Consider the following 18,285-nt stretch of genomic DNA (forward strand, 5'->3'; position numbering starts at 1 on the left):
TCAGCGGGACGGTACTCGTGCGGCCGTCGGGCACTCGTGGGGTAACGTCCCCGCGACATGCCGAGGCCGATGCGACGTACGAGGAGAAGGGCGACATGACTGGCCCGACGGACGACGCCCGTTCCGCGCGGACGACGGGCGCCGCCGACGACGCTTCCTGGGCGCGGGAGCTGCTCGAACAGCTGCGGCCCACCGGCCACGGTGTGGACCGGGTCGTCGCCTGGCTCGCACAGGCCGTGCGGGGGACCGCCTGCCTCCACGACGGCGACGGCACCCTCCTCGCGGGAGTCCCGGTCCCGCTCGACGCCGACCTTGTCGCGGACATCACCGCGGGCCGCATCGCCTCCGCCGCCTGGGGCGACCCGGGCCGTCATCTGCGCCTGGTCGGCGTGGAGCTGCCGCACTCCGGCACCGTCGGGGTCCTGGCCGTGTCCCGCACGACCGCCTTCGACCGGCGGGCGTCGGACATCGTCACCCACACCGCACAGGTCGTCGCACTCCTGCTCCGGGCGCGCGAGACGAACCAGGCGGCGCACCGGCTCCGGCGGGCCACCTCCGATCTGCGCCTGGCGATCCTGCAGCTGCTGATGGTGGAGGACACCGTCTCCGCGCGCCGCGTGGCCGCGGGTCTGTGGCCCGGCCTGCTCGACACGGACACCGCGTGCGTCTACGTCCTGGAAGGCCATACGGAGGAACGCGACCACATCGCCGAGGAGTGTCTCGACGTCACCCGGGAGCGGGCGCTGGTGGTGCGGTGCCCCGCGATGGACGCCCACGTCATCGTCGTCGCCCCGCACGACGCAACCGCCGACGCGCTGCGCTCCCTCACCGGGCGGTGGCCGGGCCTGCTCCTGGGCGGCAGCGCCCCGCACAGCCTCGCCCGCACCGCCACCGCGTACGGGCAGGCCGTCAGCGCGCTCGCCGTGGCCCGCTTCCGCCCCGACAAGCAGGCCGTCTACGCCGAACGCACCCACCCCGAACGCCTGATGGACCCGGCCGTGCTGGGTGCCTGGACCGCGTCCCTGCTGGAACCGCTCGACACCCTGGCCCACCACACCCGCGCCGAGCTGCTCGCCACCTCCCGGCTCGGCCTGGAGTTCACGGCCGTGAGCGCCGCCAAGATCCTGGGCGTCAGCCGCAACACCGTCCGCGCCCGCATGGAACGCGTCGAGGCGCTGCTGGACGCGGACTTCTCCGACCTCACGGCCCGCGCGGTGGTCCACCTCGCGCTCAACACCCAGGTCGGCCTGGCCGACGACGACCGCCGGCCCGACCGTGCCGAGACCGACCGCGCCCGGCTCACCGACCTGCTGGCCGGCCCGGCGCTGCGCACCTGGGCCCACGACCTGCTGGCCCGACTGGACGCTGACGCGCGCGACCTGCGGCGCACGCTGCGCACCTGGATCGCCGCCGGAGGCAACGCCGAGCGCGCCGCCCAGAGCCTCGGCATGCACGCGCAGACCGTCCGCGAGCATGTCCGCAGCGCGGAACCCGTCATCGAACGCCAGCTGCTGACCGGCGGCAGCGACCTCTACGAGGTCGTCCTGGCCCACCTCGCGCTCGGCGAACTGGACGAGCCGGGCCTCGACCGTGCGAACCGGGATCATCCGGACTCACCTGTGCACGGATGAGCCTCGCGGTGCTCGCAGCGGGCACCGACGCGGTATCCAACGGATCCGCAGGTCACGTAAGTTCGGCAACCAGCAGGGCGCGACCGGAACGGGGGACTGGTCGCGCCCTTCGTGTTTCTCCCTCCGGGTGCGGGCGCCACGCGCACGGCGCGTGATTCGATTGTCTCGACGCTCGAATCAGTTGCGAAGGCTTGCTCTGGCCACTCTTTCCGTCGTACGGTCCGATTGTTCGACTGTTCGAGCCCCACGCCCAGAGGTGATCCATGGACCGCTCCCGCCTGCAGGACCTGCTGGCCCGCGAGACGGCGGAGGCCGCGCGCCGCTGCCCGCGTTCGAAGGACGCCTACGGGCGCGCCGACCACCTCTTCGGGCGGGTGCCGATGACGTGGATGAACAAGACGGCCGGTGCCTTCCCGCGCTACCTGGCGGCCGCCCGGGGCGCCCGGGTCACGGACATCGACGGGCACGAGTACATCGACTTCTGCCTCGGCGACACAGGTGCGATGACCGGGCATTCGCCGGCCGCCGTGGCCGACGCCGTCCAGCACCGCTTCGCCGAACTGGGCGGCGCCACCGCGATGCTGCCGACGGAGGACGCCGAGTGGGTCGGCGCGGAGCTGACCCGCCGTTTCGGACTGGCCCGCTGGAGCTTCTCGCTGACCGCCACGGACGCCAACCGCTGGGCGATCCGCCTCGCCCGCGCCGTCACCGGCCGCCCCAAGATCCTCTTCAACAGCTACAGCTACCACGGCAGCGTCGACGAGTCCCTCATCGTGGTGGGCCCCGACGGCCGCGGAGAGGCCCGCCCCGGCAACGTCGGCGCCCCGTGCGACGTCACGCTCACCAGCCGCGTCGCCGAGTTCAACGACCTGGAGCAGCTGGAGCGCGAACTCGCCCACGGCGACGTGGCCGCCGTCCTCATGGAGCCGGCGCTCACCAACATCGGCATCGTGCTGCCCGAGCCCGGATACCTCGAAGGCGTCCGCGAACTGACCCGCCGTCACGGCACCCTGCTGATCAACGACGAGACCCACACCTTCTCCGCCGGTCCCGGCGGCTGCACCGCGGCCTGGGACCTGGACCCCGACCTGCTCACCATCGGCAAGGCGATCGGCGGCGGCATCCCGGCCGGTGCCTACGGCCTGTCCGACGAACTCGCCGACCGGCTCCTGGGCCGCACCGACCTCGACCTGATCGACATGGGTGGCGTCGGCGGCACCCTCGCCGGCAACGCCCTCTCGGTGGCCGCGATGCGCGCCACCCTCGAACACGTCCTGACCGACGACGCGTTCACCCACATGGCCAAGCTCTCCGAACGCTTCGAGGCGGGCGTCCGCGCGGGCATCGACGCCCATGACCTGCCCTGGACGGTCAGCCGCCTCGGCGCCCGCACCGAATACCGCTTCGCCTCCCCGGCGCCGCGCACCGGCACCGAGTCCGCGGCCGCCGCCGACGCCGTTCTGGAGGACTTCCTCCACCTCTACCTGGCCAACCGGGGCATCCTCCTGACCCCGTTCCACAACATGGCCCTCATGTGCCCCGACACCACCGAGCAGGACGTCGACACCCACACCGAGCAGTTCGCCGCCGCCCTGGCCGAACTGGTGCGGTGAACCGGCGCACGGGCCTGACGGGTGCGGTAAACCGCCTGCGCACAGGCCGAACCCGTGCGGCAAGTCGCCGCGGATAGGGTCGGGCCAGCCGACCGGACGAGGGAGTACGAGGAACGTGGACGAGATCGACCGGGCCATCCTGCGCGAACTGCAGACCGACGGCCGTATCGCCTACGCGGACCTCGGCCCCAAGGTCGGCCTGTCCGCGTCGGCGGCCCGCCAGCGCCTGCAGCGGCTGCTGGACACCAAGACCGTCCAAGTCGTGGGCGTCACCGACCCGATGGCCATGGGCGGGCAGGCGATGGCCCTGCTCGGCATCGCCGTCGACGGTGACCCGCGCGCGGTCGCCGACGAACTGGCCCGCCGTGACGAGGTCGTCTACGCGGTGCTGACCTCCGGCGGCTTCGACCTGTTCGCCGAAGTGGTCACGCCCGGCCCGCGCGAGCTCCTCGACTTCGTCAACGACGTCGTACGGCCCGTCGAGGGCGTCCGGCAGATCCAGTCGTTTCCGTACTTCGGCATCCACACGCACCGTTTCCTCTGGGATGTCGGCTGATTGCCCGGCGCGGGACGGGTACTCGGACCTCTCCGGAACGACAACCGCTGGAGGAGGGCTCAATGACCAGCAGTACGGAGACCGGCGGCGTGACCGGTACGCCGGACAAGGACTACAACCTCATCTGGTACGTCGAGGCATGCCTGAGCAACGCCCTGCGCCTGGAGAGCTACATCCAGGACGCCGAGCGCGAGAAGGACAGCGAGGTGGCCGACCTGTTCCGCAAGGCGCAGGCGGACAGCCGCAAGGGCGCGGAACTGGGCAAGAACCTGCTGCGCGCACGCCTCAACGGCGGCTGATCACCGCCGCCCGCACCGGGCCCGGACGCCGTGCACACCACGGCGCCGGGCCTTCGACGTGTCCGGCGGCCGACGAGGCAGACGTGGGGGGAGCGTGCAGTGCCCGGGCTCGCGGGGTGTGGCCGATCCCACGCGTCCGGGCGGCGGAGAGGCATGTCGTCGTGCCGGGGCCGCAAGTTACCGTCTTCGCACAGCCCCCTCGCAGTACGGACGGCCAGCAGTGCTCACTGACCTCTCCCCGCTCATCGCCGCGACCGCGGAATGGCTCACGCGCGCCTACCCGGCGAGCGGCGGCGCGCTGGCATCGGCGCTGTGCGAGGTACAGGCCCGCCAGGCCGTGACGGTCGCCGCGTGGCTGCGCTATCCGACCCCCACGGACGCAGCGCTCGTCGGCATCGCGGGCCCCGGCGGATCCGCCCGGCTCGACTGGATCACTGGCGCCGACGCCGCCGCGCACTCCGACGACGACGCCCACGCCTGGCGCACCTGGGTCGACGAGGTCGTGGCGAGCTGGGCGGCCGCCCTGCTGACCGACCCGGAACTGGCCGGCCTCGCGGTGGCCGCGCTCGCCGAGGGCAGCCACGCGGCCGGCGCACCGGTCCGCTTCCGCCGTCTCGTCGCGCCCGACGCCACCGACCGGCGTGCCGCGGCACTCCTGCGCCATCCGGATCTGCTCGCTCCCGTCGCCTCGCTCCACCAGGACCAGCTCGTGGACCTGCTGAAGCCCGGCCGGGCCCTCATCGCCTGAGAGCACGGAAACACACCCCGGGGAGCCCGCCGCACGTGCGGCGGGCTCCCCGGGGTGTTGCCGGCAGGGGGCTTGCGTCAGTCGAGCTTGCCGCGGCCGCTGAGCGCGTCGCGCAGCCGGTCGACCATGCCCGTGCCCGGCGCCAGAAGCTTGTTGCCCGGAGGAGTGTCCGGTGCGGAGGGGTGCGGCCGGGTCGGCGCCAGCTTCTTGGCCTGACGGATCTTGTCGCCGAGCTTGTCCAGCGCCTCCGGAGAACACGCGGCACGCAGCTTGGGGAAGAGGTTCTGCTCCTCGTCGGCGATGTGCGAACGAACCTCCGTCATGAGCTTGCCGATGAGCCGGTCGAACTCATGGTGGTCCGCCTCGCAGCTCTCCAGGTCCTTCATGAGCTGCTCGGCCTCGGAGTGGTCCTCGATCTCCCTGTCCGCGATGGCGTCCCCGCCGGCGACGTGCTCGCGCACGGCCGGGTAGAGGTACTCCTCTTCGGCGACCGAGTGCCGTATCAACTCCATCGTGGCCTGATCGGCGTAGACCTTGCGGTCCTTGTGTCCGATCGGCAGGGCCTCGATCCGGCCGAAGATCTCCTCGACCTCGCGATGGTCGGTCATCAGCTCGTCGATGACGTTTCCGCCGTGTCCCATGCTCTTCACCTCCAGCCAGGAAATGGCGGCTCCCGGTCCGGATCCGCCACGGCCCTCGAGTGCCCTGGCGCCGGGCGAGCTAACGCACCGCTTCCGAAGCGGTGCACTTGGTGTGGTGTCCCTCCTCCTTGGAACCCGGACTCACGACAACGACGCGGAGGGCGAAGGAGAGGCCGACGTGGGGCACGCTGTGGACGAGGCGGTCGGACGAGTGGCGGGCGAGGTGGCCGTACGGGCGGATCGGCTGTGGGAGACGGCGCAGACGCTGCACGGCGATCCCGAGTGCGCGTTCGCGGAACACCGGGCGGCGGAGTTGCTGAGCGGGGAACTGGAACGTGAGGGGTTCACCGTCGAGCGCGACCTGGCCGGTCTGCCCACCGCGTTCGCGGCGCGGTCGGGAACGCCCCGGCGGCCGGCCGTGGCCCTGTTGCTCGAGTACGACGCCCTGCCCGGCCTCGGGCACGCCTGCGGCCACAACCTCATCGCCGCGGCCGGTCTCGGAGCCGCCCTCGCGGCCAGGGCCGTGCTGGGCGACGGGGACGGCGCTGTATGGGCCGTGGGGACCCCCGCAGAGGAGGGCGGTGGCGGCAAGGTCATCGAGACCGACGCGGGCGTCTTCGACGACCTCGACGCCGCGCTGATGTTCCATCCGGGCGTCCACAGCTGGCGGTGGGCGCCGCTGACCGCCCAGGCGCAGTACCGCGTCGGCTTCCACGGGCGCGCCGCGCACCCCACCGGCAACCCGACCGAGGGCATCGACGCCCTGGCCGCGCTCATCCAGCTGTTCAACACCCTCGCGGTCGTCGAGCGGCGGCTGCCGCCGGGCTCGCACGTCCAGGGCATCATCACCGACGGCGGCCGGGCGACGAACATCGTCCCCGAGTACGCCGAAGCACTCTTCGGGCTGCGCGCCGCGACGACCGCCGGGCTCGAGGACCTCGCGGGCGAGCTGCTGACCTGCGCGCACGGGGTGGCCAGGGCGACCGACACCACCGTCACGGTGGAGCGGGCCACTCCCCGCTACGAGCACTTCCGCGACAGCGGCGTGCTGTCCGGACGGTTCGCCCACCACCTGTCCCGCGCGGGCATCGACCTCACGCCTCCGGAGCCCGGCGTGTTCCTGGGCTCCTCCGACATCGGCAACGTCAGCGGCCGCGTTCCCGCGATCCATCCCTTCGTCGCCGTCATGGGCGAGGACGGCTCCGACCACACTCCCGAGTTCGCGGCCGCCGCGGCCTCCGACCGCGGCCGGCGCGTGATGCTGGCGGCAACGGAGGCCCTCGCCTGCACGGCGGTGGAACTCCTGCTCTCCCCGGACCTGCGCGACCGAGCATGGTCCGAACACGAACGCACCACGGTCGCGGCCGTGGTCTGAGCGGGCCCAGGCTTCAGGCGGTTTGCCGCGTGTTCGTGCGGTGGCCAATGTGCCCTGGCCGCAGGCCCAGGCGACGCAGCCTCACCCGCCCGTCACCGTGCCGGTGACCCCGACCGGGTTGCCGTCCGGGAGCAGGCCGGACTTTCGGACCGCGGCTGCCAAGGGGTCGAGCAGCTCGGCCAGGCGGGCGGTGTTCTCCTGGCCGAGCGCCCTCCACGGCGCTTCGGCCACCGCGTCGGTCTGCGCCTCGATCGCCACGCGTCCCGTGACCCCCGCCCGGGTCAACGCACCGGCGTCGTCGAGCCAGCCGCGCTCCCGCAGTTCCGTCTCGGCCGCGTGCCAGTCCGCCTGCTCCCACTTGCGGCCCTCCCGCAGCAGCGCCGCGTCGGACTCCCCGGCGGCCGCCTTGAGCACCATCGCCGCCACGGGGGCGACGCCGTGGCCGACCAGGGTGGCGACGTGCCCGTCCCCGCGGTGCTCCCGCAGCGTGGTCAGGGCCTGCCAGAGTCGCGCGCACGATCGGCGGGGCCGGTCGAGGGCCTGGTTCCCGGCGGCCAGCGGCCGGCCGGCGGTGTCCGCGGCCTCGGCGGCCCGCCACGCCAGGTCCGCCGCCTCGGTCATCCGCGCCGAGGAGACGACATCGGGGCCGAACAGGCGCGTCATCGCCGCGTCCATCGCCCGTTCCCGCGCGTCGAGGACGTCGCCCGGGGCGGCGTACCGCCAGGCGTCCGGCAGGGCGCGCGTCACCCGGTCCGGGTGGAAGACGTAGAAGCACGCGGTGACGACCGGGGCGGGCACCGGCCCCAGAGGCGCCGCGCGCAGCGCGAAGTAGCCCATCCAGAACCCGCGCATCCCGAGTTCGTCCGCGGCCCCGCGGGCCTCGGGCGCGAAATACACGAGATCGTGGACCGGTTCGAACCGCTCCCACATGGCCCGTGCCGCCATCGTCACCATGCCGGTCCCTCTCGCTCGCCCGCTCGCCGTCCAGGAGGCAGCATCCGTCATGACAGCGGTCATAACAAGCTGTTCCGGTAATCGGGATAGCCTCGTGGCTGACACACAAGGGCCTGTATTCTTGATCCACTTCGCTGTGCAGGCCATTCACCGCGCGACGACGACTGTCCGATCCGGCCGTGACGGGAATCGACATTGAACGTGACCCGAACGACGAGTGCGGCAGAGCCGGACGGCTCCGACAGAACACCACTGTCGGCGCGCGCCCTGGCACGGTTCGCCCTGCTCTGTGTGGCCGGCGCCGTCGCGGCCGTGCTGGCCGGGGCCGGCCAGTGGCTGATACTCCTGCTGGGCCTCGCCGGGCTCGCACTGGCCGGCGCCGGCCTGTGGTGGGCCCTGGCGCACCGCGGACTGGCCCGCCTGTGCGGCGCGCTGCTGGCGATCGGCGCGCCCATCGGCGTCCTGGTGCTGTACGCCGTCTCGGGCCTGTGGGTGGTGGCCGTGGCCGCCGTGGCGGCATGGACCACCGCGGTTGCCTGTGCCAGAAGCGCCCTGCGCCGACTGCGCTCACCGCACGGCATGCGCCACCGCTCCGCCCGGCCGTTCCGGCGCGCCGTACTGATCATGAACGCGCGGTCGGGGGGCGGGAAGGTCGGCCAGTTCGGCCTGGTGGAACGGGCCGAGGCGCTGGGCGCCCGGGTGATACTCCTCGACCTCGACGCCGCCCCGGACCCCGTGGCGCTGGCCCGCCAGGCGGTCGCCGAGGGCGCGGACCTGCTCGGCGCGGCGGGCGGCGACGGCACCCAGGCCCTGGTGGCGAGCGTGGCCGCCGAGCACGGGCTGCCGTTCGTGGTCGTGGCCGCCGGTACCCGCAACCACTTCGCCATGGACCTCGGCCTGGACCGCGACGATCCGGCGAAGAGCCTGGACGCCCTCACCGACGGTGTGGAGCTCCGCGTCGACCTGGGGGAGGTGGGCGGGCTGCCGTTCGTCAACACGGCCTCGTTCGGGACGTACGCGCAGATCGTGCAGAGCCCGGAGTACCGGGACGCCAAGGCGGCCACGGCGCTCGAGCAGCTGCCGGACCTGCTGACCGGCGACGCGGCGGCCTCGCTGACCGCCCGGACGGACGACGAGGTCGTGGAGGCCCCGCAGGCCGTGCTCGTCAGCAACAACCCCTACGCCCGTGCCGATCCGCTCGGCGTCGGCCGCAGGCCGCGGCTCGACTCCGGCAGCCTCGGTGTGATCGCCGTCCGGGTGGAGAGCGCGGCACGTGCCGCGGAACTCGCGCTGCTGGGTGAGCGGGCCAGCGGCATCACCTCACTGACGTCCCGCCGGGTCGTGATCGAGTCCGACGACGAGCTCATCCCGGTGGCGGTGGACGGTGAGGCGCTCACCCTGCCCTCACCGGTGGTGTGCAGGGTGCGGCCGGGCGTCCTGCGGGTACGTGTGCCCAGGCACCGCCCCGGTGCCCCGTACATCGCGCCGTCCGTCGACTGGCGACGGGTGGTGCGCCTCGCCTTCGACCGAACCCCCGACCCACGCGAAAAGGAACCAGGAGCACAGCGATGACCGACTGCCCGCCGCGCGAACAACGGGTGCCGCGAGGACTGCTGCACGATCTGGCCGCTCTCGACCAGGCGCTCTACGAGGCCGTGACGGTCACCAGTACGCCCACGCTGGACGCCGCGCTGCGGCGGCTGTCCGCGGCGGCCGACCACTCCAAGATCTCGTTCGCGGTCGCCGGAGCGCTTGCCCTCTGGCCGGGCAGCTCGCGTCGCGCCGCGGCACTCGGAGTCGCGGCGATCGGCGTCGCGTCGGCGACGGCCAACCTGCTCGGCAAGCGTCTGGTGCGGCGTCCGCGCCCCCATCGCGCCGAGGACTCGCCGTTTCCCGGACGGCACGTGCCCATGCCGGAATCCGCCTCCTTCCCCTCGGGGCACACGGCCTCGGCGGTCGCCTTCGCCGCGGCCGTCAGCCCCGCGTTCCCGGCGGCCACCCTGCCCCTCGGTCTGCTGGCCTGCGCCGTGGGCTACTCGCGCGTGCACACGGGCGTCCACTACCCGGGTGACGTGATCGCCGGCGCCGTGCTCGGGACCGGTGCCGCGGCCGCGGTGCTGACGGCCGCCCGCTGGGAAGGGCTGGGCGACATCCGCATGTCGATGGCGGCACCGTTCGCGGCCGCCCGGAAATAACCCATAGGCAAGTTCTGGCCAAAGGTTTAAGCGTCACAGACCGCCGGTGGACGCCGCCGTCCCGCGTGATCGCGGGGACCCGTGCAGATGACAGACCCACCCGGGGCCTTCACGCCATGGCCGTTTTTCGACCCTCCGGACGTGCCCCTTCCGAGTTCCGACAGATCTTGAAGATTCCGTGTGGGAATCCTGTCTAGGATCTGGAGCCGGTACGGAGAGGAAGCACGTGTGAGTGAACAGGCGGGTCCCGGCTGCCCGGAGTGCGGCAAACCCCGGGCGGCGGACGGCACTCCGACCTGCTCCTGCACGCTCCGCGCCGCCGACGTCCGCAGCGAGACGCGCACGGCCGAGGCGGCGGCCGCGGAGGACTTCGACCCGGTGCGCATACGGCCGTACGTCGAGATCGACGTCGTAGCCGAACCGGCCGACGAGTCCGGCGTCGACGCAACATCGCAACACCCCGGCGTCCCGGGGGAGTTCGACGACCTGCTCACGGCAGGCGCCGACCCGGCCGATCCGCTCCCGGCGCCCCCCACCGACGCGGCCCCGGCCCGGCGACGGTCCCGGGCGCTGCTGATGACGGGCGTGGGCGCCGCGGCGGCCGTCCTGGTGACGGGCGGAGTCGTCGGGGGCATCTTCTGGTACGACAGCCCCGCGCGGAAGGACTCCGTGGCGGACGGCGTGCGGGCGGGCCTGCCGGACCAGCGGCCCTCCGGAAGTGCTCCGGCTTCCGCACAGCCGTCGACCACCGCGTCCTCCGCGCAGCCGTCCACGACACCGAGCTCCTCGCCCAGCGCCACCGCGACCGGCGGCCCGGCCACCCCCACCGGCTCGGGCACCCCGAGCGCGACACCCACCGGAACGGGCACGGCGACCGGCGCCCCCGCGCCGAGCGAGTCCGGCGGCCGCCCACCCGTCCTCCGCAACGGCGACAAAGGGCCGGAAGTCGTCGAACTGCAGCTGCGGCTGAAGCAGGTCGGCTACTACGACGGTCCCGCCGACGGCAAGTTCGACAGCGACGTGGAGAACGCCGTCCGCGGCTACCAGTTCACCCGCGTCATCCTTCAGGACGAGCCCGGCGTCTACGGCGCGGCGACCCGGACGTCACTCGAATCCGAGACGAAGGAGCCGTGACGGCCGGAGACGGTCATGGCGCCCGCCCTTCGCGGCGCGGACATGCGGGCCCTGCCCCCGATGCCGCTTCGTACACTGACGGCGGCCCGAGCGGCCCGAGCGGCAGGAGGTGCTGGTGGGTGGAGCCGGTGGCGAGAGGCGTCCCGCGGGGCTGTTCGTCGGCCTGTGCACGCTGGACGTCATCCAGCTCGTCGATCACCCACCGGGCCCCAACGAGAAGCTGACGGCCCGCCGCCAGGAGGTCGCCGCGGGCGGGCCGGCGGCGAACGCCGCCGTGACCTTCAGCCATCTCGGCGGCGTGGCCACACTGCTGACCGCCGTCGGCACCCATCCACTGGGCGTCGGTGTCACGGCCGACCTGCGCCGGCTCGGCGTGACCGTGTCCGACCTGGCGGCCGACTCGGCCGAACCGCCCGCCGTGTCGTCCATCCTGGTGACCGCGTCGACCGGGGACCGGGCGGTCGCCTCCACCAACGCCGTCGGCCGCCGTCTCGCGCCGCCCGACGACCTCGACGCGCTGGTCGCCGACTGCGATCTCGTCGAGTTCGACGGCCACCACATGGAACTGGCGGTGGCCACCGCCCGCCGGGCCCGGGCGGCCGGCCGAACCACCTTGTTCGACGGCGGCAGTTGGAAGGAAGGGACGCCGACGCTGCTGTCGTCGGTCGACGTGGCCGTGTGCTCGGCCGACTTCCGGCCCCCCGGAGCCGACACACCGGCGGACACCCTGCGGTTCCTGAAAGAGCTCGGTGTCCCGTGGTCGGCGGTCAGCGGGGGAGGGGAGCCCCTGGTGTGGCAGGGCCCCGGCGGCGGGGGCACGGTGGACGTGCCCGCGGTCCGCGTCGTGGACACCCTGGGCGCCGGCGACGTCCTGCACGGAGCCCTCGCCCATCACCTCGCGGTGCGCGGCCGGATCACGGCGGAGGGCTTCGCCGAGGCACTGCGCGCCTCCGCCGCCACGGCCGCGCGGGCATGCGCGTCGTTCGGGACACGGGCCTGGCTGCGGGAGGGATGAGCCGGGGGGACGGCCCGCCGACCAGGGCGGCGTACAGGGCGAGACGGGCCCGAGCCACGCCAGGGCGTACGTGACGTGCGGTGCCGCGTTGCCGAGGGTCAGATGGATGGCATGCGAAGATCCATATCCGCTCAGCACGGCCGCGCGCACCGACGTCTCGTCGCCGCCCTCACCGGCCTCCTCGCCCTCCTGTCCGCCGTGACGGCCACCCCCGCCTCCGGCGAGTCCATACCCGAGCGCGGCACCGCCTACATGGGCATCGGCATCATGGCCCACGACGGAATCACCGGCAGTCCCGACAGCTCGCCGCCCACGACACGGACCGTCCAGAGCGAAGGCGTCGACGTCTCCAGCCACCAGCGCGAGGTCGCCTGGTCCACCTTGTGGAGCAACGGCGTCAAGTGGGCCTACACCAAGGCCACGGAAGGCACGTCCTACCGAAACCCCTACTTCGACCAGCAGTACGGCGGCGCCTACGACACCGGCATGATCCGCGGCGCCTACCACTTCGCCACCCCGGACTCCGGCAGCGGCACCGCACAGGCCGACTACTTCGTCGATCACGGCGGCGGCTGGTCCGGCGACGGACGCACCCTGCCCGGCGCCCTCGACATCGAGTGGAACCCCTACGGCGACTCCTGCTACGGCAAGTCCGAGAGCGGCATGGTCACGTGGATCCGCGACTTCCTGAACCGCTACCGCTCCCGCACCGGTCGCGACGCCGTCATCTACACCTCCGCCACCTGGTGGGCCAGCTGCACCGGCGACTACACCGGCTTCGGATCCAACCCCCTGTGGGTCGCCCGGTACGCCTCGTCCGTCGGGGAGCTGCCGGCGGGCTGGTCGTCGTACACGATGTGGCAGTACACCTCGTCGGGGCAGACGGTCGGCGACCACGACAAGTTCAACGGAACCGCCGACAAACTGCGGCAGTTCGCCGACGACTGAGCGGCGTCGCGCCGCACCGGTGCCGGGCGGCGGCCAGTGTGCCGGTCATGCGCGTGCCCGCACCCGATCCGCCCCCGTCACCCCCGGTCCCGCGCAGGGCCCGTGAACTCGGCCTGGGCGTAGGGGGCTTGCCGACGGGGCCGCACAACGCGCTCACGGACGTGCCCGGCGTCCGTGTCGGTCACACGACACTGGTGCGGCCCCCGCTGATCCACAGCGGCCTGACCGCGATCGTGCCCGACGGCGTCGGCCCCGGCAGCCCGCTGCCGGCCGGCGTGTTCGCGGGCAACGGCTACGGCAAGCTGCTCGGCACCACGCAGATCGCCGAACTCGGCGCCCTGGAGACGCCGATCCTGCTCACCTCGACCCTGTCCGCGTTCCGGGTCGCCGACGGGCTGGTCGGCTGGATGCTGGAACGGCCCCAGGGGGCAGGGATCCGCAGCCTGAACCCGGTGGTGGGGGAGTGCAACGACGGCCTGCTGTCCGACATCCGCTCGCGCCCGGTGCGCGAGGAACACGTCCGCGCCGCGCTCGAGACCGCTGCCGGCGGGCCGGTTCCTGAGGGATGTGTCGGTGCGGGCACCGGGACCGTCGCGCTCGGCTTCAAGTCCGGCATCGGCACCTCCTCCCGCCATGTGCCGCTCGCGGGCCGACGCGCCACCCTCGGCGTCCTGGTGCAGGCGAACTTCGACGGCATCCTGCGCGTCCAGGGCCGCCCGGTCACCCCCGCCGACGTCGGCCTGTCCACTCCGGAACCCGGCCCGGCGCAGGGCTCCTGCATGGTCGTGGCCGCGACCGACGCAGCCCTGGACGCGCGCCAGCTGACCCGGCTCGCCCGGCGGGCGGTGTACGCCCTGGCCAGGGTCGGCGCCGCGTACGGTCATGGCAGCGGCGACTACGGCCTCGCGTTCGGCACCCGCCCGCTGGGTACGGCCGCCGGTCCCGCCGCCGTACCCGACGACGCTGTCGACCCCCTGTTCACCGCGGTGCTCGACGCGGTGGAGGAGGCCGTCCTGAACTCACTGCTGACCGCCAGGACGACGACCGGCCCGCGCGGGGACACCCGCCATCCCCTGCCCGCCGCACCGCTGCTCGATCTGTTGCGGCGGTGAGGGCCGAAGTCCTCGCGGTTACGCGCGCGGCCGTTCGAAGGTGAGGAGCAGGCCCTCGACCGCCCCGGGGCCGATGCGGCCCTTGACGTCCGCGGAGGTGATGGCCTTCAGCTGCCAGCCGTCCTCGGCCTGCTTGTTGAGCGTCTTCTCCAGCTTGTCGCTGTCCAGCGCGTCGCCGATGAGCGACTCCCGGAAGGTGACGACCTTGTACTCGTACGCCTGGCTCATGGCTGCAACGTCCTTCTGTCTGTCGAACACCGCGTATCGGCGGCGGTGATGGGGGCAAGCCAATCACGGTGCGCCGCGGGCCGCGCCGGGGGGTGGCAGCCATGAGGCCGCCATGCGGGGGAAGCCGTACGAACATGAAGGCGACGTCGACAAGGCGGGTCCTGTCCCTGGCCGTCATCCTGACCGTGCTCCCCGTCGGCGCGGCGTGCAGCGGCCACAAGAACGCCGCTTCCCCCGCCGTGGCCGCGACGGAAGCTCCCGCGACCGACGCACCGGGCGGCCGCCTCGTCGTGACCACCGACAACGGTCTACGGCTGCGCCCCACCGACGGCCACCGGGTCACCGTCGACGACCGCGTCCATGCCGAGTGGTCCCACAGGGGGCGGACCTGGACCCTGGACCTGTCGTGCCGCGACGGCGCCCGAAGCGACGGCTCGTGCCCGCGCATGCCCTATGTGAAGGTGCCGGACGGCCTCAGCGTCACCGTCAGCGCGCGCAACGCCGGCATCGACGCCGCGGGCGTCGCCGCCGCACTGGACCTGACCACCGTCAACGGCGACATGACGGTGACCCGTTCGGGACGTGAGGACGCGCCCGTACGGCTGGCCACCCGCAACGGCTCCGTCAACGCGACGGACCTCGACGCAAAGCGGGTGCGCGCGGCGACCACCAACGGCGACGTGGTCCTCGCCTGCACCTCGGCACCGTCGAGCGTGACGGCGACGACCACCAACGGCTCCGTCGACGTCACCGTCCCGCACGGCGCTCCCGCCTACCGGATCACGGCGGACACCGACAACGGCCGCGCCACCACGGACGTCCCCACGAGCACGGCGGAACGGGGCCCCGACATGACGCTGACCACGGTCAACGGTGACGTAGGGGCACGTCTGGGCTGAACCGGCGCGGCGTCAGCCGGGGTCAGACGGCCCGGGCGATCAGCAGGGCGACGTCGTCGTGGTCGTCGGGGTGGCGCAGACCGTAGAGCAGGAGGTCGCAGGTCTCCTCGAGGGGGCGCTGGGGCTCGTCGAGGAAGCTCAGGAGGACGTCGAGCCGGTCGTCGATGGGGTGGTGCCGGGTCTCGACGAGGCCGTCGGTGTAGAGCACCAGCAGATCACCGGGGTCGAGGCGGACCGTGGAGGCCTCGAAGGAGATGCCGCCGACACCGAGCGGCGCGCCCGTGGGCAGGTCGAGCAGTTCCGGGGAGCGGCCCGGGTGGGCGACCGCGGGCGGCATGTGTCCGGCGTTGGCGAGGTGGCACAGCCGCGTGTGGGGGTCGTACACGGCGTACAGGCAGGTGACGATGTAGTGCTCCAGATCGCAGGTGATCTTGTCGAGGTGCTGGAGCACGGCACCGGGTTCGAGATCGAGGTCGGCGTAGGCGCAGGTGGCGGTGCGCAGCCGGCCCATGGTGGCGGCCGCGTCGATGCCGTTGCCCATGACGTCCCCGACGACCAGGGCGGTCCTGTCGTCGCTCAGCGGAATGACGTCGTACCAGTCACCGCCGACCTCGCTGGTCGCCTGGGCGGGCTGGTAGCGGGACGCGAGCTCCAGGCCCGTGTGCTCGGGCGGATGGTCGGGCAGCAGGCTGCGCTGCAACGTCAGGGCGGTGTTGCGCACGCTCTGGAACCAGCGGGCGTTGTCGATGGCCACGGCAGCGCGGCCGGCCAGTTCGGTGGCGAGGACGACGTCGTCCTCGTCGAAGGGGATCGGATTGCTGGTGCGCTTGAGGTCGAGGGCACCGATCACCTCGCCGTGGGCGATCAGCGGCACCGCGAGGTACGAGTGGACTCCGGCGCGGGCCAGCAGGGACCCGGCCTCGGCGTCCCGGGCGATGCGCGGCAGGTCCTGGGCGTCGACATGCCGCACCAGCACCGGGCGACCGGAGTGGACGCACAGCGTGACCAGCCGGTCCCCGTCGTAGGCGGCGAGGCCGCCCGGGGGGTCGGCCGCGCGCAGCGCCTCGGACGGGTGGGCCGCCTTGAGCGCGAGGGCGCGGAAGAGTTCGGGGCCGTCGTCGGGCTTGCGCGAGCGACGGCAGGCCAGTGCGGAGTCGAGGATGTCCACGGCGACGACGTCGGCGAGCTGGGGCACCGTGATCTCCGCCAGTTCCCGGGCCGTCTCCTCCACCTCCAGCGTGGTGCCGACGCGCACGGAGGCGTCGGCGATCAGCGCGAGCCGCCGCCGGGCCCGGTCGGCCTCGGCCGCCGCACGGTGCCGTTCGGTGACGTCGACGACGGACATGGCCGCGCCCAGAACCCGCCCGCCGGGGTCCTCCAGCCGGTAGAAGGACAGCGACCAGGCGCGATCCTTGTCGGTGTCCACCGAGAGGGGGCCCACGTGGTACTGGTCGAGCAGGGGCATGCCGGTGGTCAGCACTCGGCGCAGCGCGGACTCGATGGTGTCGATGTCGGGCAGCGGCAGGGTCTCCCGCAGTCCGCGGCCCACATGGTCCTCGGCGGACATGCCGTCGATGCGGGCCAGCGCCGGATTGACCAGGACGTGCCGCAGGTCGGGGTCGAGGAGGGCCAGGCCGATCGGCGACTGGTCGATCAGCTTCTCGCACAGCGCCAGATCGGTCTCGACACGCTGGAGCAGGTTGTGGTCGGCGGCGATGCCCAGGGCGTAGAGGTCCCCGAGATCGTCCTGGAGACGCATGTTGCGGAACTCCATCAGCCGGGTGGTGCCGTCCTTGTGCCGGATGGGGAAGGCGCCCGCCCAGCTGCGGCCCGTCTCCAGTACCTCCGTGAACAGCCTGACCACGGCCTTCAGGTGCTCGGGGTGGATGAACAGCCGGGCGGCGTACTTCCCCAGTGCCTCCTGCGCGCTGTACCCGAAGAGCTCCTCGGCCTGCGGGGTCCAGAACACGATGCGTCCGTCGGCGTCGACGACGGTCGCGGCCACGCTGAGGACGTCCAGCAGCCGGGTGGGAGGGGGTGTGTCGATGCCGTACGCATCCCCTTCGGGCGGGAACGATTCGGCTGCCATCCGGACACCACCTCCACCGTCCGTGGAATCAGGCGCTGCTTTCCGGCCACACCGAACTCCCGGGTTCCGAGCAACGGCACTTCCATCCTGCATCCGGTCCGCGGACGGCGAAACCGCGGCCGGGTCCGCCGACGTCGTCGTCGCCGACGTCTTCGGCAGCTCCCGCTCCCCGGCCCACCTCAAGGACGGCTGCCGATCGCTGCACGGAACCCACCGCCGGCGACCCGTCCCGGACCGGTTTCGACCGCTCCGCGCGGCACCGCGCCCAGGCCCGTCATTCGACCCGCCTCACCTGCTCCGGAACCTCGCGTCGCCCGGCCTCGGCCTCCTCCAGCCGCACCAGCAGCTTGGCGACCCTGGCCCGCTTCGCCTCGATCGCCCGAACGATCAGCCGCAGCTGGGTCGTCGACTCGGGCACGGCCGCCTCGAACTCCGCCAGCCGCCGCCGCTCCAGGGAGAGTTCGTTCCTGAGCCGGGCGACACGGTCCGGGGCCGGGGGCCGACGCACACCATTGAAGATCACGTTGTACTTGGGATGCTCGCTCCACACGGCCTCGCGTTCGGCGGCCTCCGCGTCCTCGGGGTAGTCGATCCGTATCCCGACCACGAGTGATCGCCACGGCTGCTCCCGTAAGTGGGTGCGCACGCGGGTCAGCGGGGCCACGGAGATCCCGACGTACAGCAGACCCTCCAGGCCGTACAGCCGGTACAGCGCCGTCCGGCCGTCCGCGTGCAGGCTGCCCTCCTCGTCGAACAGGCCGCGCAGAAACTGCGCATCGACGTCGGCCATGACGCGGCCCTCCTCGGCTCTACGCGCACGGTGCCGGTCCCCTCACGCTCTCACGGGG

Annotated in this window: 18 protein-coding genes; 13 read left to right on the top strand and 5 right to left on the bottom strand. The window is 72.9% G+C overall.

Annotated elements, in window-relative coordinates:
* The first annotated feature begins 95 nt into the window (after positions 1-95).
* From ACIGDI_RS38595 to ACIGDI_RS38615, 5 genes are all read left to right on the top strand, one after another.
* Positions 96-1,631 carry a helix-turn-helix domain-containing protein gene (locus ACIGDI_RS38595; protein ID WP_399906839.1) on the top strand — a complete coding sequence of 512 codons (1,536 nt, stop codon included), beginning with the start codon at positions 96-98 and terminating at the stop codon, positions 1,629-1,631.
* A 263-nt stretch (positions 1,632-1,894) separates the two neighbouring features.
* Positions 1,895-3,244 carry a transaminase gene (locus tag ACIGDI_RS38600; RefSeq protein ID WP_399906840.1) on the top strand — a complete coding sequence of 450 codons (1,350 nt, stop codon included), beginning with the start codon at positions 1,895-1,897 and terminating at the stop codon, positions 3,242-3,244.
* Between the two features lie 115 nt (positions 3,245-3,359).
* Positions 3,360-3,800, top strand: a complete 441-nt coding sequence (locus tag ACIGDI_RS38605; RefSeq protein ID WP_399906842.1) for an Lrp/AsnC family transcriptional regulator — start codon at positions 3,360-3,362, stop codon at positions 3,798-3,800.
* A 62-nt stretch (positions 3,801-3,862) separates the two neighbouring features.
* A complete protein-coding gene (locus ACIGDI_RS38610) occupies positions 3,863-4,099 on the top strand; it encodes a hypothetical protein (protein ID WP_142148669.1) in 237 nt (78 codons plus the stop codon).
* A 220-nt stretch (positions 4,100-4,319) separates the two neighbouring features.
* On the top strand, positions 4,320-4,847 hold the full coding sequence (locus ACIGDI_RS38615) for a hypothetical protein (RefSeq protein ID WP_399906844.1): 528 nt from the start codon (positions 4,320-4,322) through the stop codon (positions 4,845-4,847).
* Positions 4,848-4,924: 77 nt separating this feature from the next.
* Here the strand turns inward: ACIGDI_RS38615 and ACIGDI_RS38620 are convergent, their stop codons facing one another.
* On the bottom strand, positions 4,925-5,488 hold the full coding sequence (locus ACIGDI_RS38620; protein ID WP_399906846.1) for a hemerythrin domain-containing protein: 564 nt from the start codon (positions 5,486-5,488) through the stop codon (positions 4,925-4,927).
* A 178-nt stretch (positions 5,489-5,666) separates the two neighbouring features.
* Between ACIGDI_RS38620 and ACIGDI_RS38625 the strand changes: the two genes are divergently transcribed.
* Positions 5,667-6,863, top strand: a complete 1,197-nt coding sequence (locus ACIGDI_RS38625) for an amidohydrolase (protein WP_399906848.1) — start codon at positions 5,667-5,669, stop codon at positions 6,861-6,863.
* A gap of 81 nt (positions 6,864-6,944) precedes the next feature.
* Here ACIGDI_RS38625 and ACIGDI_RS38630 read toward each other — a convergent pair whose 3' ends face one another.
* Positions 6,945-7,868, bottom strand: coding sequence for a hypothetical protein (locus tag ACIGDI_RS38630; protein ID WP_399906850.1), 924 nt, complete (start codon positions 7,866-7,868; stop codon positions 6,945-6,947).
* A 150-nt stretch (positions 7,869-8,018) separates the two neighbouring features.
* Here ACIGDI_RS38630 and ACIGDI_RS38635 point away from each other — a divergent pair, with 150 nt between their 5' ends.
* From ACIGDI_RS38635 to ACIGDI_RS38660, 6 genes are all read left to right on the top strand, one after another.
* Complete coding sequence (locus ACIGDI_RS38635; RefSeq protein WP_399906852.1) at positions 8,019-9,389, top strand: diacylglycerol/lipid kinase family protein; 1,371 nt, start codon at positions 8,019-8,021, stop codon at positions 9,387-9,389.
* The gene (locus ACIGDI_RS38640) at positions 9,386-10,012 is read left to right on the top strand and encodes a phosphatase PAP2 family protein (RefSeq protein ID WP_399906854.1); all 627 of its coding nucleotides are present in this window, start codon (positions 9,386-9,388) and stop codon (positions 10,010-10,012) included. The genes ACIGDI_RS38635 and ACIGDI_RS38640 overlap by 4 nt, the downstream gene beginning before the upstream one ends.
* Before the next feature lie 228 nt (positions 10,013-10,240).
* The gene (locus tag ACIGDI_RS38645; protein ID WP_399906856.1) at positions 10,241-11,146 is read left to right on the top strand and encodes a peptidoglycan-binding protein; all 906 of its coding nucleotides are present in this window, start codon (positions 10,241-10,243) and stop codon (positions 11,144-11,146) included.
* A gap of 115 nt (positions 11,147-11,261) precedes the next feature.
* Positions 11,262-12,161, top strand: coding sequence for a PfkB family carbohydrate kinase (locus tag ACIGDI_RS38650; RefSeq protein ID WP_399906858.1), 900 nt, complete (start codon positions 11,262-11,264; stop codon positions 12,159-12,161).
* A 111-nt stretch (positions 12,162-12,272) separates the two neighbouring features.
* Positions 12,273-13,109 (top strand): lysozyme, encoded by an 837-nt coding sequence (locus tag ACIGDI_RS38655; RefSeq protein ID WP_399906860.1) that lies wholly within the window; start codon positions 12,273-12,275, stop codon positions 13,107-13,109.
* A 47-nt stretch (positions 13,110-13,156) separates the two neighbouring features.
* Positions 13,157-14,221, top strand: coding sequence for a P1 family peptidase (locus ACIGDI_RS38660; protein ID WP_399906862.1), 1,065 nt, complete (start codon positions 13,157-13,159; stop codon positions 14,219-14,221).
* A gap of 18 nt (positions 14,222-14,239) precedes the next feature.
* Here ACIGDI_RS38660 and ACIGDI_RS38665 read toward each other — a convergent pair whose 3' ends face one another.
* A complete protein-coding gene (locus ACIGDI_RS38665) occupies positions 14,240-14,449 on the bottom strand; it encodes a DUF4177 domain-containing protein (RefSeq protein WP_200699863.1) in 210 nt (69 codons plus the stop codon).
* Between the two features lie 134 nt (positions 14,450-14,583).
* Between ACIGDI_RS38665 and ACIGDI_RS38670 the strand changes: the two genes are divergently transcribed.
* The gene (locus ACIGDI_RS38670) at positions 14,584-15,348 is read left to right on the top strand and encodes a DUF4097 family beta strand repeat-containing protein (protein ID WP_399906864.1); all 765 of its coding nucleotides are present in this window, start codon (positions 14,584-14,586) and stop codon (positions 15,346-15,348) included.
* A 22-nt stretch (positions 15,349-15,370) separates the two neighbouring features.
* Here ACIGDI_RS38670 and ACIGDI_RS38675 read toward each other — a convergent pair whose 3' ends face one another.
* Both ACIGDI_RS38675 and ACIGDI_RS38680 read right to left on the bottom strand, forming a co-directional pair.
* On the bottom strand, positions 15,371-17,437 hold the full coding sequence (locus ACIGDI_RS38675) for a SpoIIE family protein phosphatase (RefSeq protein WP_399906866.1): 2,067 nt from the start codon (positions 17,435-17,437) through the stop codon (positions 15,371-15,373).
* 274 nt (positions 17,438-17,711) lie between these two features.
* A complete protein-coding gene (locus tag ACIGDI_RS38680) occupies positions 17,712-18,227 on the bottom strand; it encodes a GIY-YIG nuclease family protein (RefSeq protein ID WP_399906868.1) in 516 nt (171 codons plus the stop codon).
* Between the last annotated feature and the right edge of the window lie 58 nt (positions 18,228-18,285).

It is taken from the genome of Streptomyces sp. NPDC085900, from assembly GCF_044540925.1.
Taxonomy (GTDB): Bacteria; Actinomycetota; Actinomycetes; order Streptomycetales; family Streptomycetaceae; genus Streptomyces; species Streptomyces gilvifuscus.